Origin of the sequence: Bradyrhizobium sp. HKCCYLRH3073 (genome assembly GCF_051167995.1) — a bacterium.
GTDB lineage: Bacteria > Pseudomonadota > Alphaproteobacteria > Rhizobiales > Xanthobacteraceae > Bradyrhizobium.
The window spans coordinates 159,561-174,961 of record NZ_JBNPUD010000001.1 but is presented as its reverse complement, the minus strand read 5'-3'; the positions used below and the strand labels follow the sequence as shown (position 1 = coordinate 174,961).

12 protein-coding genes are annotated in these 15,401 nt (G+C 66.5%); 5 read left to right on the top strand and 7 right to left on the bottom strand.

Features of this window, described 5'->3' with window-relative positions; translation table 11 throughout:
- Positions 1-9 precede the first annotated feature (9 nt).
- Positions 10-1,629, bottom strand: coding sequence for an ABC transporter substrate-binding protein (locus tag ACQR1X_RS00785; protein WP_434892942.1), 1,620 nt, complete (start codon positions 1,627-1,629; stop codon positions 10-12).
- Positions 1,630-1,753: 124 nt separating this feature from the next.
- The gene (locus ACQR1X_RS00780; RefSeq protein WP_434892941.1) at positions 1,754-3,169 is read right to left on the bottom strand and encodes an NAD(P)-binding domain-containing protein; all 1,416 of its coding nucleotides are present in this window, start codon (positions 3,167-3,169) and stop codon (positions 1,754-1,756) included.
- A 210-nt stretch (positions 3,170-3,379) separates the two neighbouring features.
- Here ACQR1X_RS00780 and ACQR1X_RS00775 point away from each other — a divergent pair, with 210 nt between their 5' ends.
- On the top strand, positions 3,380-4,276 hold the full coding sequence (locus ACQR1X_RS00775) for a LysR family transcriptional regulator (protein WP_434892940.1): 897 nt from the start codon (positions 3,380-3,382) through the stop codon (positions 4,274-4,276).
- A gap of 1 nt (position 4,277) precedes the next feature.
- Here the strand turns inward: ACQR1X_RS00775 and ACQR1X_RS00770 are convergent, their stop codons facing one another.
- From ACQR1X_RS00770 to hydA, 3 genes are all read right to left on the bottom strand, one after another.
- Complete coding sequence (locus ACQR1X_RS00770; RefSeq protein ID WP_434892939.1) at positions 4,278-5,039, bottom strand: SDR family oxidoreductase; 762 nt, start codon at positions 5,037-5,039, stop codon at positions 4,278-4,280.
- A gap of 1 nt (position 5,040) precedes the next feature.
- Positions 5,041-6,012: an NAD-dependent epimerase/dehydratase family protein gene (locus ACQR1X_RS00765; RefSeq protein WP_434892938.1), complete on the bottom strand. Its 972-nt coding sequence runs from the start codon at positions 6,010-6,012 to the stop codon at positions 5,041-5,043.
- A 175-nt stretch (positions 6,013-6,187) separates the two neighbouring features.
- Complete coding sequence (hydA, locus tag ACQR1X_RS00760) at positions 6,188-7,657, bottom strand: dihydropyrimidinase (protein ID WP_434898152.1); 1,470 nt, start codon at positions 7,655-7,657, stop codon at positions 6,188-6,190.
- Between the two features lie 128 nt (positions 7,658-7,785).
- On the opposite strand from hydA, the gene ACQR1X_RS00755 reads away from it, so the two are divergent.
- Positions 7,786-8,445, top strand: coding sequence for an aspartate/glutamate racemase family protein (locus ACQR1X_RS00755; protein WP_315804446.1), 660 nt, complete (start codon positions 7,786-7,788; stop codon positions 8,443-8,445).
- 224 nt (positions 8,446-8,669) lie between these two features.
- On the opposite strand, the gene ACQR1X_RS00750 is transcribed toward ACQR1X_RS00755, so the two are convergent.
- Together ACQR1X_RS00750 and ACQR1X_RS00745 are read right to left on the bottom strand one after the other, a co-directional pair.
- Positions 8,670-9,596, bottom strand: coding sequence for an N-carbamoyl-D-amino-acid hydrolase (locus ACQR1X_RS00750; RefSeq protein WP_315804445.1), 927 nt, complete (start codon positions 9,594-9,596; stop codon positions 8,670-8,672).
- A 279-nt stretch (positions 9,597-9,875) separates the two neighbouring features.
- Positions 9,876-11,105, bottom strand: a complete 1,230-nt coding sequence (locus ACQR1X_RS00745; RefSeq protein WP_434898151.1) for an amidohydrolase family protein — start codon at positions 11,103-11,105, stop codon at positions 9,876-9,878.
- Positions 11,106-11,363: 258 nt separating this feature from the next.
- Between ACQR1X_RS00745 and ACQR1X_RS00740 the strand changes: the two genes are divergently transcribed.
- The 3 genes from ACQR1X_RS00740 (at position 11,364) to upp (ending at position 14,703) form a co-directional block, all read left to right on the top strand.
- A complete protein-coding gene (locus ACQR1X_RS00740) occupies positions 11,364-12,620 on the top strand; it encodes a GTP cyclohydrolase II (RefSeq protein WP_315804443.1) in 1,257 nt (418 codons plus the stop codon).
- Between the two features lie 15 nt (positions 12,621-12,635).
- Complete coding sequence (locus ACQR1X_RS00735) at positions 12,636-13,850, top strand: URC4/urg3 family protein (protein ID WP_434898150.1); 1,215 nt, start codon at positions 12,636-12,638, stop codon at positions 13,848-13,850.
- Between the two features lie 223 nt (positions 13,851-14,073).
- The gene (gene upp / locus ACQR1X_RS00730) at positions 14,074-14,703 is read left to right on the top strand and encodes a uracil phosphoribosyltransferase (protein ID WP_316238412.1); all 630 of its coding nucleotides are present in this window, start codon (positions 14,074-14,076) and stop codon (positions 14,701-14,703) included.
- The last annotated feature ends 698 nt before the right edge of the window (positions 14,704-15,401 follow it).

Below are 15,401 nucleotides of genomic sequence, written 5' to 3'. Positions count from 1 at the left end.
CCGTCCCGGTTACTTGCGGCTCAGGTTACGATAATCGACCTGTCGCGTGAACTGGTAGACGTAGCCGTCCACCGTCGGCTGCATCACCGCATCCTGCGCCGCCTGCCAGATCGGGATCTGGAACATCTTGTCGAAATGGATCGCGTTGAGCGCCTTGCCCTGCTCCTCGTATTTCGCCTTGTCGGCCTCGAAGCGCGCCTCCTGCGCGATCTTCTCCAATTCGGCATTGTCGGTCGAGGAATAGTTCCAGCGCTGCTTGCCGGTGTAGAAGTTGCGGTAGAAATAGTCCGTCGAGGGCAGCCAGGCGACGATGCCCTCGGTGAAGAACGGCAGCTTCTTCTCGTTGATCGCGGTCGACATCTGCGCGTCCGGCAGCTTCTGGATGTCGACCTTGATGCCGATCTTGGCGAGCTGCTCCTTCACCAGCGCCGCCATCGGCTCGGCGGTCGCGGCCTGGCCGACATTGAAGCTGAAGGTGGTCGAGAAGCCGTCGGGCATGCCGGCGTCCTTCAGATAGGCCTTGGCCTTCTCCAGGTCGAGCTTGATCGGCTGCGGGATCGGATAGCCGCCGCTCGGCGGCTTGCCGTCGGCCCAGGTCGCGCCATAGAGCGGCGCGCCGCGGCTGAACAGCGCGGCCTTGAACATGTCGTCATAAGGCAGCGCATAGGCGATCGCGCGGCGCACATTGACGTTGTCGAACGGCGGAATGGTGTTGTTCATCGAGATGAAGGTCACCGCATTATACTGCGGCGTCGAGATCACCTTCAGCTTGCCCTTGCCCTCCAACGACTGCACGTCGCTGGCCTGCAGGTCGATCACGAGATCGGCGTCTCCGCGCTCGACGAGGTTGGCGCGCGTCGCCGGCTCCGGCACCGACTGGATGATCAGCCGCTTGAACGCCGCCGGCTTGTCCGGCGTGCCGCGATTCCAGGCCTCGTTGCGCTTGGCGATCACCTGCTCGCCGGGCTTGAAGGTCTCGACGATGTAGGCGCCGCTGCCGGCCGCATTCTCCTTGGTCCAGTTCAGCGCCCACGGATCTTCGGCCGTCGCATGCGCCTTGGCGAGCTTGGAGTTGATGATGATCGGATAGACGGTGGCGAGGTTCGGCAGCGCCAGCTTGTCCGGCTTCGGCAAGGTCACTTCGAACGTCAGGGGATCGATGACCTTGAACTGATCGGCCGACGTCAGCGACCCCGTCAGCAATTGCGCCTTGCCGAGGATCGGCGCGGTGACGCAGCGGTCGAGCGACCATTTGACGTCCTCGGCGGTGACCGGCGAGCCGTCCTGGAACTTCGCATCAGGGCGCAGCTTGAAGGTGATCTTCAGACCGTCGGCGCTGACAGAATAGGATTCGGCGAGCTCGCCGGTGATCGTGTCGAGATCGAACACCCACTTACCATTGAGCTGCTTGCGGCCGAACGACACCAGCCGGTCGTAGCTCGACATCGACAGCGCGAAGGCCTCGCGCGTCGAGCCCGGAATGTTCGGATCGAGCGTGTTGACGGTGGCGCCGGTGACGTAGCGCAGAGTCTCGGCGCGGCTCTGCGCATGCACCGACGGCGCAGCCAGCATCACCGCGAGCAACGCGGTCGCCGCGAACAACGAACGTTTGGACATCTCGAAACTCATCGCCCCTGTTCCCTCATTGGTCTCAAAATCCGGCACTGAAATCGCGCGTCGGCGGAGATCCGCGACGCGCTACCATGAGATCGACGCACAAGATCGACGCTCAGCATCGACGCTCAACAGCAAATCACGTGCCACGGCGCACCGTCGCCTGCTTCACATCATAGGCCCGGAAGTTCGCCCAATGCTTGTCGATATCAGCCGTGAACAGCCCACGCGTCAAACCATGCACGAGCTTCGGCACTGCGGTCGTCATTGCGTTGATCGACGATCCCGACGCGCCGAAGCTCATCGTCGAGGCGATGGCGAACACGTGAATGTTGCCGATCCACGGCGTCTCTCCCGCGTTGCGCTCGCACAGCGCATAGTCGTCTGCAAGATAAGGGAAGGCGCCGAGCCGATCGTTGCGTTCGCTCGCATCGGGCGTGTAGCGGTCAGACCAGCGCGCGATGTTGGCCGCGAAGCGCCGCAGCTCCGGCCGCTTTGCGAAGTCCATCGAGATGCCGGTTGCGCTGATCACGAAGTCCGCCGTGATCTCGCCCTTCGCTGTCTGCAGCACGACGCCGTCGGCCGTCTCGCGCGCGCCCGTGACCGGCGCGCCTTCTTGCAGGCGGAACGCCGCGTGGCGGGCGCAGCGATCATAAGTGTGCTGCGGAAAACCTTCGCGCAGTTCCAGGACTGCGCGCATGAAGCGCCAGCGCCAGGCATCGTCGAGCTCGGAGAAGTGCCTGAGAAAGCCGCGGAACGTCAGCCAGCGATAGGGCTGGATCAGCTGGATTTCCGCGCGGCGGCATAGCAGATCGACGCGCGCCGCACCGGCTTCGAGTGCAGCCGCCGCATTGTCGAACGCCGAGGCACCGGCGCCGATCACGGCGACGCGGCGGCCGCGCAGGCTGTCGAAATCGATCTCGGCGCCGGAATGGGCGCCGCGCGTGGCGGGCAGATGGCGCAGCGGCTCCGGAATGCTCCAGTCGCCCATCCCCTCCTGCCCGGTCGCCAGCACGATCTTGCGGGCATGGATGGTCGTCTCACCATCCTTGCGGCGCACGGTCGCCTGCAGCAGTCCGTCAGCGGCGGGTGCGATATCGACGACGTCGCAGCCGTTGCGCACGGGAAGGTCGAGCACCTCGCGATACCAGGCGAGATAGTCTGCCCAATATTCGCGCGGAATCAGATCAAGATTGCGCCAGCTCTCGCCGCCGAACTTCGCCTCGTGCCACGCCTGATAGGTCAGACAAGGTATGTCGAGATCGGGTCCGGTGAAGTCTTTCGGGCTGCGCAGGGTCGGCATGCGCGCATAGCTGAGCCACGGTCCTTCGCGGCCTGCCTCAGCCTTGTCGAGCACGAGAATGTTGCCGACGCGGGAGCGCAGCAGCGCGAAGGCGGTCGCGAGACCCGATTGCCCGCCCCCGACGATCAGCACATCGAACGCAGGTCCGCCATCGGGACCGGTGACAGGCGTCAGCCATGGCATGCTGGGATGCGCGATCCTGGCAAGATCGCTGCGAACCTGGGCCGTCAGCGCGGCAAGACCGTCGCTCATGCCGGCCACCGGATGAAACACGCGCAATCGCGATCGGAACGCTCGCTGTCGCTCACGCTCTCTCCATCAGTCATGTCACCCGGCACGCGAAGCTTAGCAAAGCAGGTCTGGGACCGACCATACCGATTTGTCCGCCGCCCATAACAGCTTGTTATGGGGCGGCAGCCGCGGCTAGAGTCGACAGCCATCCACAGCGAGACAAGAGGTCGCATGCCGCTCAATCTGCGCCAGATCGAGGTGTTCCGCGCGATCATGATGACAGGCTCGATCAGCGGCGCTGCGCGCCTGCTCTCGGTATCGCAGCCCGCGATCAGCCGGCTGCTGGCCTATACCGAGGATGGCCTCAAGCTCAAGCTGTTCGAGCGCATCAGCGGCCGGGTGCAGCCGACGCCGGAGGCCAAGCGGTTGTTCGCCGAGGTCGAGCACGTCCATCGCGGCGTCGCGCGCATCAACGACCTCGCCGACGAACTGCGCGCCGGCGGCACCGGCACCATCCGCGTGGTGGCGAGCCCGAGCGCGGGCCACGGCATGGTGCCGGAGGCACTGTCGCGGCTGCGCGGCCGCTTTCCAGATCTGCGCGTCGAGTTCGAATCGTTGACCCTGCTGGAGATCGTCGGCCGCGTCGGCACAGCCCGCGCCGATCTCGGCATCACTGTGCTGCCGGTCGACGAGCCGACAGTCGCGGTAGAGACGATCGCGGAGGGCGCGCTACACGTGATCATGCCGGCCGACCATGCCCTGACGAGGCTGCGCAGCATCAGGCCGAAGGACATGCTGCCCTATCCGCTGGTCGGCTTCGGCCCGCAGACGCCTTATGGTCACATTGTGAGTTCCGCGCTGGCCGGCGGCCCGGAGCCAACGACGATCGTGCGCTACACGCCCGACGCCTGCGCCATGGTGCGGGCCGGCGCGGGCCTTGCGGTGGTCGACGAATTCGTGCTGCGCGGCCGCGCCTGGACCGACCTCGCCGCGCGCCCGCTCGCGCCGAAGACGCCGATGCGGGCATATCTGCTGACGCCTCGGTTCGAGCCGCTGTCGCGCAACGCAGCCGCACTCGCGGATATTTTGCGAGGGCGGGATCGCAAGCCTGTGGCTACGAAGCGTTGAGTTACGCCGCGAGCCAGCCGCCATCCACCGGCAGCACGATGCCTGTGGTGAACGACGCCTCGTCGCTGGCCAGGAACAGCGCGGCCGCCGCGACCTCGTCGGCCTCGCCAAAACGTTTCATGGCGTGGCGCTGGCGCGAGGCCTCGCGCACCGGCTCGGGATCGGCGTGGCGCGCGAAGCTCCGACGCAACAGCGGCGTGTCGATCGCGCCGGGGGCCAGTGCGTTGACGCGGATGCCATCGGTGGCGAAGTCCACCGCCATGGTGCGGGTCAGGCTGATGATCGCGCCCTTGGCGGCGATATAGGCGCTGTTGCCCTTGCCGCCGGCGACCGCAAGCTGCGACGCGACGGTGATGATCGAGCCGGCCTTCTGCTTCTGCATGATCGGCACGGCGACTTTCGCCCACAGCCAGGTGCCGCCGACATTGGCGCGGAACACCGCATCCCAATCCGCCGGATCGGTCGTGACGACGGTGCCGCCACAGGAGAAACCGGCCGCGGTCATCAGCACGTCCAGCCGGCGGCGCGCGGCGGCCACGCTCTCGATGGTTGCCTTGGCAAAGTCGGCGTCGCCGACATCGCCGACATGGACGCTGCCGTCGCCGCCCGCGTTGCACACCAGCGCCAGTGTCTCCTTGGCGCCTGCAGCATCGCGATCGACCAACGCGAGGAACGCACCTTCGCGCGCGAACATCACAGCACTGGCGCGGCCGATGCCGGAGCCGCCGCCGGTGATGACGGCGACCTTGGCTTTGAGCCTCATCTCAGTCTCTCCCGTACTGATCGAACCAGCGGCCGAAATGCTCGGCGGAAGCCGCGCAGTCGAAGCGCGCGCGCCAGCCGAACTCCTCGGCCAGCCGCGTCGTCGACAGCCGGCCGCGATTGGGCGCGAACACCGGCACCGTCGGCGTTTCCCCCTGCTCCTTGAGCCGGCAGGTGAATCCAGCTCGACCGGTCGCGAAGGCGCGGCCCCAGGTTTCGGCTGTGAACGTCGCCGCGTTGGAGATGTTGTAGAGCGCGTGCTGCGGCTTCTCAGCCTCCAACAGCAGACAGACAGCATCCGCGACGTCGACCGCGTAAACCCAGTCCTTGTCGCCCGGCTCGCTCAGCAGCGCAGGCTCGTTGCGCGCGCAGCAGGCGGCGATGAGCGCCTGCGGCGAGGGCGTGTCGCGCACGCCGCCGCCGCGCTCGTACGGGCCGAACACGGCGGACAGGCGCACGCTGATGACATCCGTCTTCCACAGATCGCTCAGCCGCGCGGCGACGCGCTCGGAGGCGAACTTGCTGATCGCATAGAGCGACACCGGCTCGCACGGCGTGGTCTCCTCCAGCACGGCAAAGCGCTGACCGCTCGCGCCATAGGACGCCGCCGAGGACAGGTTGATGACCCGGCGGATGCCGCTGCCGCGCGCCGCCCGCAGGATCGGCACCTGCGCCAGCAGATTGACCGCGAGGATGCGCTCGGGGTCGGCGGCATCGCGCTCGACTCCGGCGGTGATCGCAGCGCCCATCACGACGGCATCGCAGCCTTTGCCGATCGCGGCCGCCACAGCGCTCGCATCGGTGACGTCGCCCTGCACCTGGTGCAGACGCTCGCGATAGGGTTCAAACGCACGCTGCGCCGCCGCGGGCAGACCTGTTGCGTCGAAGATCGTCACGGCATGGCCGCGCTCCAGCAGGCCTTGCGCGATGTTGAGGCCGACGAAGCCGGCCCCGCCGAAGATCAGGACATGCATGCGAAACACGCCTCCCCGAGGGCCTCATGGTTCGAGACGGCTGCTGACGCAGCCTCCTCACCATGAGGGGACACGGCTCGCGCGCCGCGAACCTCGCCCTCGCTCCTCATGCTGAGGAGGGCGCGTAGCGCCCGTCTCGAAGCACGAGGCCACCGGCCGACGTGTGCTCGCGCCCTCACAACAGCGTCGCCCCGAAATTCTGCTCGGGGTCCATGTCCGCTACTAGCCGCCCCGTCGGCTTCGCCGCCTCGCCGCCGCTGCGGGCGAGGAACTGGCCCGAGCCGGGCTGCACCGACAGCTTGCCGTCATCGACGATGACGCGGCCGCGCGACAGCACGGTCACCGGCCAGCCCTGCACGCTGCGGCCGGCGAACGGCGTGTAGCCGGCAAGGTCGTGCATCGCGGCATCGGTGATCGTCACGCGCTTGTCGGGATCCCACAGCGCGATGTCGGCATCGGCGCCGATCGCGATCGCGCCCTTGCGCGGATGCAGATTGTAGATCTTCGCCGGCGCCGTCGCCGTCAGCTCGACGAACTTGTTGAGGCCGAGCCGGCCCTTCGACACCATCGCGTCGAACAGCAGCGGCAGCCGCAGCTCCAGGCCCGGCAGGCCGTTGGCGATCTGCTTGAAGTTCGGGTTCGGACCGGCGCGCAGCTTGCCGGTCTCGTCGAAGCGATACGGCGCGTGGTCCGAGGAGATCGTCTGCAGGTCGCCGAGCGACAGCGCCTGCCACAGCGCCTCCTGGTCGGGCGCGCGGCGCGGCGGCGGACTGCACATCCACTTCGCGCCCTCGATGCCGGGCTTGTCGAGATCATCAGCCGTCATGAACAGATATTGCGGGCAGGTTTCCGCGAACACCTTCAGCCCCTGCCCGCGCGCGTCGCGGATCACCTTGGCGCCTTCCGCGGTCGAGACGTGGAAGATCATGATCGGCTGATCGACCAGCGCCGCCATGCCGATCAGGCGGTTGAACGCCTCGGCCTCGGAAAAGCGCGCATGGCTGATGGCGTGATATTTCGGCGCGGTGTAGCCGCGTGCCAGCAGCCGCTTCACCATCCACGAAATGATGCCGTGATTCTCGGCGTGCGCGCACAGCATCGCGCCGCCCTCGCGCGCGGCGACGAGAATGTCGAGCAGCGGCTCGTCGTCGATCTTGAGCCGGTCATAGGTCATGAAGATCTTGATCGAACCGTGCCCCTGCCGGATCAGCGCCGGCAGGTCGCGCTCCAAGGTCTCCTTGGTCGGATCGGCAATGATCATGTGGAACGCGTAGTCGATCACCGCACCCTTGCGCGCCAGCGCGTGGTAGTCCTCGAGCACCTGCGGCAGCTGCATACCGACATGCTGCGCGGCGAACGAGATCACGCTGGTGGTGCCGCCGAACGCGGCGGAGGTCGTCGCGCTCTCGAACGTGTCGGCATTGACGATGCCGGCAGCCGAGAGCTGCTCGATGTGGCAATGGCTATCGACGCCGCCGGGAAGAACGTATTTGCCGCGCGCGTCGATCTCGCGCCTGGCGGGCCCGAGCGCGCGGCCGATCGCCGCGATGGTCTCGCCTGAAATAGCGACGTCGGCCTCGAACGTATCGGTGGTGGTGGCGACGCGCCCGCCTCGGATGATCAGGTCGTAGGCCGGCTCGGTCATCGCGATCTCCTAGTTCTGTCAAATGGAACGCCGTCGACGCGAGATGGCCGCATCGGCCCCATTGCGTCAGCCGTGGCATAGTGATTGCCTGTCACGCGCCGTCAACACTGAAGAAGCAGGTAGCTCCCATGTCCCGCCCGCGCATCACCGTGATCAACCCGAACTCCAACCAGGTGGTCACCGACGGTCTCGCGGCGGCGCTCAAGCCGCTGATGTTCGCGGAGGGGCCCGAGATCGTCTGCGAGACACTGAAGGAAGGCCCCTACGGCATCGAGAGCCAGAAGGACGCGGACAGCGTCACTCTGCCGCTGCGACGCTTCGTCGAGGGCGACAACGCCTCCAGCGCCTTCGTGATCGCCTGCTACAGCGACCCTGGGCTGCATGTCTGCCGCGAGGCCACGGCACGGCCGGTGCTCGGCATCGCCGAATGCGGCGTGCTCACCGCGCTGACCCGCGCCGATACGTTCGGCGTGCTCGCCATCGCGCAGCGCTCGATCCGCCGCCACATCCGCTATCTCCGCCAGATGGGGCTGATGGACCGCCTCGCCGCCGAGCGTCCGCTCGACATGACGGTGGCCGAGACGGCATCTGGTGAAGGCACCTTGGCGAAGATGATCGCGGTCGGCCGCGCGCTGAAGGAGGAGGACGGCGCCGGCGCCATCGTGATGGGTTGCGCCGGCATGGCGCGGCATCGCAAGAACCTGGAGGACGCGCTGGGCATCCCGGTGATCGATCCGACCCAGGCTGCGGTGACCATGGCTCTGGGCGCGGTGGCGTTTGCCAGCTGAGCGCATTGTTTGGTGGCAACACTCGCGCGGCGACCTCGGTGCACCTCGCCCCGCTTGCGGGGAGAGGTCGGATTGCATCGTCAGATGCAATCCGGGTGAGGGGGACTCTCCGCACGGTCGGTGCGCGTGGCTGCCCCTCACCCCAACCCTCTCCCCGTAAGAACGGGGAGAGGGAGCGCACCGAGATCCGCGCGAGGATTTCGCCTACAAACTACAACATTGGGTCACTCCGGCGGCACTGCGCCGGTGCGGCTGGTGATGAGCCCGTAATGCTCGACCCGGCGATGCCGCCCGAAGTCGAAGATCGTCTCCTTGCCGAACCGTGTCGCATCGAGATCGCAAGGTACGACCAGCACCTCGTCGCCCTCCGTCAGCGCTTCCGCGACGATCTCGCCGTCGGGATTGACGATCAGGCTGCCGCCGATCAGGTGATGACCGTCCTCGACGCCAGCCTTCGCGACCGCCACGACCCAGCACGAGTTCTGATAGGCGCCGGCCTGCGCGGACAGCCGGTTGTGGAACAGGCGCTGCTGCAGTCCCTCCGCTGACTTCAGCGAATTCACCGACGGCGTGTTGTAGCCGATCAGCACCAGTTCGACGTCCTGCAGGCCCATGACCCGATAAGTCTCCGGCCAGCGGCGGTCGTTGCAGATCGCCATACCGATGATGCCGCCGAGATTGCGCCAGACGGGAAAGCCGAGATCGCCCGGCTCGAAATAGCGCTTCTCCAGATGCTGGTGGCTGCGCTCCGGTTCAAACTCCTCGTGGCCGGGCAGATGTACCTTGCGATACTTGCCGACGATGTTGCCGGCGCGGTCGGTGAGAACTGCCGTGTTGTAGTGATGCCCATCCGGCGTCAGCTCGGCATAGCCGAGATACATCGCGATGCCGTGCTGCGCTGCGCGGTCGAACAGCGGCTGCACCGCGGCGTTGGGCATCTCGCGCTCGAACCAGGCATCGACATCGGCCTGATCCTCCATGTACCAGCGCGGAAAGAACGTGGTGAGCGCCAGCTCCGGATAGACGATGAGATCAGCGCCCCTGCGCTTGGCCTCGTCCAGCAGCGCGATCATGCGCGTGACGACGGCCTCGCGGCTGTCAGCGCGCTGGATCGGCCCCATCTGGGCCGCGGCAACGTTGATGATGCGCATGATGGAACTCCACAATCAGTTCGTATATGCGCCCTCTCCCCTTGTGGGAGAGGGCATGTATGACGTCTCGGCAAGCTCGGTTGGGTGAGGGGTCTGTCTCCACGAGCGGCACTCGTCGAACGAGACCCCTCACCCGACCGCGTACGCGGATGGCCGTACATGCCCTCTCCCACAAGGGGAGAGGGCGCTGCATCGGACAGCGCTGAGATGACCGGCGGCACCGAACCGATATCGAGAGAGCGGCGTGTGCCACTATGCCGAAAGTACCTGGTGCCGCCATCATCCCGGCCGATGCAGCACCGGGCGCGTGCGCGAGAACGACGGCCGCCCCCGCTTCAGGCCCCACAGCGGTTGCGCCAGCGTTACGACCGCCTCGGTCGGATCGGCGGCATCGATGCAGACGAGATCGGCCGGCGCGCCGACGGTGATGCCGTAGTTGCCGAGCCGCATCAGCTTCGCCGCATCATGGGTCACCATGTCGAGGCAGCCGGCGAGATGGTCAGGGCGCGAGACGTGGCAGACATTGGCGTAGAGGTTGGCCATCCGGATCAGCGAGCCGTCGCCATAGGGCGTGAACGGGTTGAGCACGTTGTTGGTCGAGAGCGAGCAGGTCACGCCCCTCTCGCGCAACGGCTCCAGCGGGACCACGCCGCGCGGGATCGCATGATCCTGCCGCCGTCCCATCAGATGCAGGTCGGTCGAGGGCAGCACGGTCACGGCGACACCGGCATTGGCGAGCTGCGCGGCGATCGCGTTGAAGCGTTCCGGCGGCAGCAGCGACAGCTGCGTGACATGGCCGACAGCGACGCGCCCGCCCCACTTGTACTCCTCGGTCTTGCGGCAGACATATTCGATCTGCATGTGGTCGAGCGTCTCGGCGAGATCGAGATGCATGTCGATGTCGACGTCGTGTTCGCGCGCGATCGCGAAGATGCGGTCGATCTGCGCCGGCGGGTTGGTGTCGAAATACGGGGCGGCGCCGATGGTGCGCGCGCCACGACGCAGTCCTTCGATCAGCAGCTCCTCGGTGCCCGGATAGTTCGTCAGGCCTTCCTGCGGGAACACGCAGATCTCGAGATCGAGCGCCCAGGCGTAGTCGCGCGCGAGCTGTTGGATGGCTTCGAACGCGATGAAGCCGATGCCGGGATCGAGCTCGACATGGGTGCGCATCCGCATCGTGCCATGGCTGACGCAGCGCTCAACGGTCTGCTTCGACCTGGCATAGACATCCTCCGGCGTGAAGTTGCGCTTGGCCGCCGCGGTCTCCCGCACCGCCTCGGCGACTGTCCCCTCCCGGATGCTGCAGCGGTCGAGGATGCAGGTCTTGTCGAGGTGGATATGGGTCTCGATGAAGCCGGGCACGACGAGACAATGTTCGGCGTCGCGCTCCTCCACCTCGGCCGGCAGCGCGGACTCGATGGCGGCGATGCGGCCTTTGGAAATTCCGATATCGGCGCGGCGCAGCTCGCCCTGCTGCGCCAGCACCGCGTTGCGAATGATCAGGTCCATGCCGCCTTTGCCGCCGAAGACTCCCTACGCGCGCCAAGCTGGCGGCGTCGCGTCCAAAAGGCAAGCGCCATGCCAGCGGGCGAGGCCGCGCTGCATTGCAAGCCGGCCGTCGTCACCATTCGTTTACAAATAGATGCCGCCCGGGATACCCTTGTTTGCTGCAGAAAAACTGCTATATTGATGCATGGAAAACGTGAACGCGTTCTGCTCAGGCCCGTCGTCAAGGCGGGCCGTTGCCGTTTTGGGGGTGGCTGTCCGATGACTCGCTCCAACCGCACGGATCATATCCGCCTGACCTCGCACCCGGTGCCAGGCGCCAAGCATAATTTCCCGCTCCACTGGGGCGCCGAGACCGCGCGCGAGCGCGGGCCGATCATCGGCACCGTGTCGCGGCCGCAGGACCGCAACGTGATCGGCAGCCATGGTGGCTCCTACACGGTCTACCGCGCGCTCGCGGTATCATCCGGTGCGCTCGATCCGATCCGCCGCCCCGATCTCACCAACACCCATCCCGCCGCCACGATCGGCCCGTTCGCGCAGTGGCGCGATCCGGCGAAGATCGTCGCGCTCGATCCCTGGGGCCATCTGGTGGCCGAGAATTTCGGCGGCGAGATCGCGGAAGGAATCGATATCCGACCGACCATCGCCGTGACCAAGGCGCGGATCGAGCTCCCTGAGCTGCATGCAGCGCTCGCGGCCAAGCGCCTCGTCCATGACGGCGACGTCGTGCATGCCAATGGCAGCGTCTCGGTGGTGAAGGTCGCGATCGACCCGGTGTGGTACCTGCCCGGCGTCGCCGCGCGCTTCGGCACCAGCGAGACCAGTCTGCGCCGCGGCCTGTTCGAGCAGACCGGCGGCATGTATCCGGAGCTGGTGACCCGGCCCGATCTGCAGGTGTTCCTGCCGCCGATCGGCGGCACCACGGTCTATCTGTTCGGCGACGTCACCAAGCTGAACGACGGCCGAACGAAGATCACGTGCCGCGTACACGACGAGTGCAACGGCTCCGACGTGTTCGGCTCCGACATCTGCACCTGCCGCCCCTATCTGATCCACGGTATCGAGGAATGCGTTGCGGCCGGGCAGAACGGCGGGCTCGGCATCATCGTCTACAACCGCAAGGAAGGCCGCGCGCTCGGCGAGGTGACGAAATTCCTGGTCTACAATGCGCGCAAGCGCCAGGAGGACGGCGACGCCGCAGCGGCCTATTTCGAGCGCACCGAATGCGTCGCCGGCGTGCAGGACGCCCGGTTCCAGCAGTTGATGCCCGACGTCATCCACTGGCTCGGCATCAAACGCATCGACCGCTTCATCTCGATGAGCGACATGAAGCACGACGCGCTGGTGGGCCAAGGCGTCGACATCGTCGAGCGCGTGCCGATCCCGGACGAGCTGATTCCCGCCGACGCCCATGTCGAGATCGCGGCCAAGAAGGCGGCCGGCTATTTCTCGCTGGAGCCGCAGAAACCCGAGGCGCTCGGCGACACCGTCGGCCGCCCGCTCGAGAAGTACTGAGCGCAGCAGCAGATCATGGACGACGTCTCATATCTCCTGTCGGCCCGCGCCGTGCGCGAGCGGTCGCATCAGCTGCTTGCGCTCGGTCTCGCCGACAAGCTGCCGCATTTCCGCATCGACATCGCCCGGCTCGACGCGATCGCCGAAGTCGTGCTTGATGTGACCCGCAAGGCCTATCCCGACGGCGAGGTGCCGTTCCACTCGCGCTGGCGGCATTTCGTGGTCGGTGGTGTCGATCGCTGGGCCGCGATCGCCGACAAAGTGAATTGGCCGAATGCGGCGTCGCGGGCGCGCGCCGAGTTCGATCTCGCCATCGCGAGCGTGCTGCTCGACGCCGGCGCCGGCGCGGCGTGGCGCTATCATGACGAAGCCAGCGGCTTCAGCGTCGGCCGCTCCGAGGGGCTGGCGCTGGCCAGCCTCGAGATGTTCGCAAGCGGCGCGTTCTCGTCCAATGCGAGCGATCCGCTGCGGGCCGATGCGGCGAGGCTCAGGCAGCTCACGGTCGCGGATCTCGAACGCGGTTTTCAGGTCGGTGCCGACAATCCGCTGGTCGGGCTCGAGGGGCGCGTGGAGTTGCTGCGGCGGCTAGGCGCCGTCGTGGCGGCAAGTCCCGAGGTCTTCGGTGCGAAGGACGGTCCGCGGCCGGGTGGCCTGTTCGATCGGTTGGCTGCTGGCGGCCGCATCGAGGCCCCTTCGATTTTGCAGCAGGTGCTGCGTCAGCTCGGCCCGATCTGGCCGTCACGCCTGACGCTGCACGGCACGGCGCTCGGCGATTGCTGGCGGCATCCATCATTGATCACCGATGACGCGACCACCGGTCTCGTCCCGCTGCACAAGTTGTCGCAATGGCTGAGCTATTCGCTGATCGAACCGCTGCAGCGCGCCGGCCTCGTGGTGGACAACATCGACGGCCTCACCGGCCTCGCCGAATACCGCAACGGCGGCCTGTTCGTCGACGGCGGCGTGCTGAGCTTGCGCGATCCCGCCGATGCCGCGCGCGTGCATGAGGTCGATTCTCCGCTGGTGGTGGAATGGCGCGCGTTGACCGTCGCCCTGCTCGACCGGCTGGCCGAACTGATCCGCCGGCGCACCGGCCAGACCGCGGAGCAGCTACCGCTGGCGCGCATCCTCGAAGGCGGCAGCTGGGCCGCGGGCCGCAAGCTCGCCTTCGCCCGCCGCCCGGACGGTTCGCCGCCGCTGACCATCCTCACCGACGGCACGGTGTTTTAAGGGGTTTGGGCCTGAGGTCGCCGACCTCGCGGTTCCGTCATTGCGAGCAAAGCGGGAAGGACGTCTGGATTGCTTCGTCGCTTCGTTCCTCGCCATGACGAAACTGATCAGTTGCGCGTACGGTGGGCAAAGCGCAGCGTGCCCACCATTCCAAGCTGAGCTAAGATCGCGGTGGGCACGGCGCGTCGCGCCTTTGCCCCCCACCGCTTCGGAGATGAAAGCCATGGAAGGCGTCACGGTCGTCGATCATCCGCTGGTGCAGCACAAGCTGACCCTGATCCGCGACAAGTCGATCTCGACCAAGTCGTTCCGCGAGCTCTTGAAGGAGATCGGCATGCTCCTCTGCTACGAGGTCACGCGCGACCTGCCGTTGACCGAGGTCGAGGTCGAGACGCCGCTGGCGCGGATGCAGTCGGCCAAGATCGCCGGCAAGAAGCTGGTGTTCGTGCCCGTGCTGCGCGCCGGCGTCACCTTCGTCGACGGCATGCTCGATCTGGTGCCGACCGCACGCGTCGCCCATATCGGCCTCTACCGCGAGCCGCAGACCTTCACCGCCGTCGAGTACTTCTTCAAGGCGCCGTCCGACCTGCAGGAGCGCCTCGCGGTCGTGGTGACCCCGGTGCTGGCAACCGGCAACAGCGCGGTCGCCGCGGTCGACCGGCTCAAGGAGCGCGGCGCCAAGGACATCCGCATGGTGTGCATGATCGCCGCCCCCGAAGGCGTCGAGCGCGTCCGCGGCCTGCATCCCGACGTCGCGCTCTGGACCGCAGCGATCGACGAAGGCCTCGACGACGACGCCTTCATCGTCCCCGGCCTCGGCGACGCCGGCGACCGCGCCTACGGGACGCGGTAGGGGCATTGGTTGGTAGACACCCATCCAAGGTCGAATCGCGCGACCTGAGTTTTACGCCACACCCTCTCCCTCCGTCATGGCCGGGCTTGTCCCGGCCATCCACGTCGTTCAGCGTCCTCGGATCGACGTGGATGCCCGGGACAAGCCCGGGCATGACGACGCGGAGAGATCCGGGTTCGATAATGACGACCGGAAGATCTCCAGGATTTGTCCTGAGCACGACTGTCACTCCTCATGGTGCGGGGCGCCCCGAGCCCAATCGAGCCATCGCCAACAGCCAGTATGGCAACGCATCTCCGGACGATGCTACGCATCGCCGGGGGAACCATGAGGCCAACGTCCGGGCCTCGCCCTTCGAGACGCCCGCCAAAACGGGCGGGCTCCTCAGAGGATGAGGGGATGAAGCGGTTCGGAAAAGCACCGAGCACCAAGATCGAATCGAGCGCTGCAACAAAGACAGTGATTTGGCCGACGGGCATGGATCTGCCGCTCCATGGTGCAAAATTCCTCGCTTCGCCGCAGATTGTCACGTGCGCGAAACCACGATCTTCGTCAGCAAGATCAATGAACAGCGCGACTTCAAGAGCCTCCACGAAAATAAACCGCTTCCGTAAATCAGAATACCTGTCCTATCCTCTGGGCGTTCCGGTCCGGATGAGGGGCGTACGCGTCGTCACGAAACGTTGGATCGGCAATGC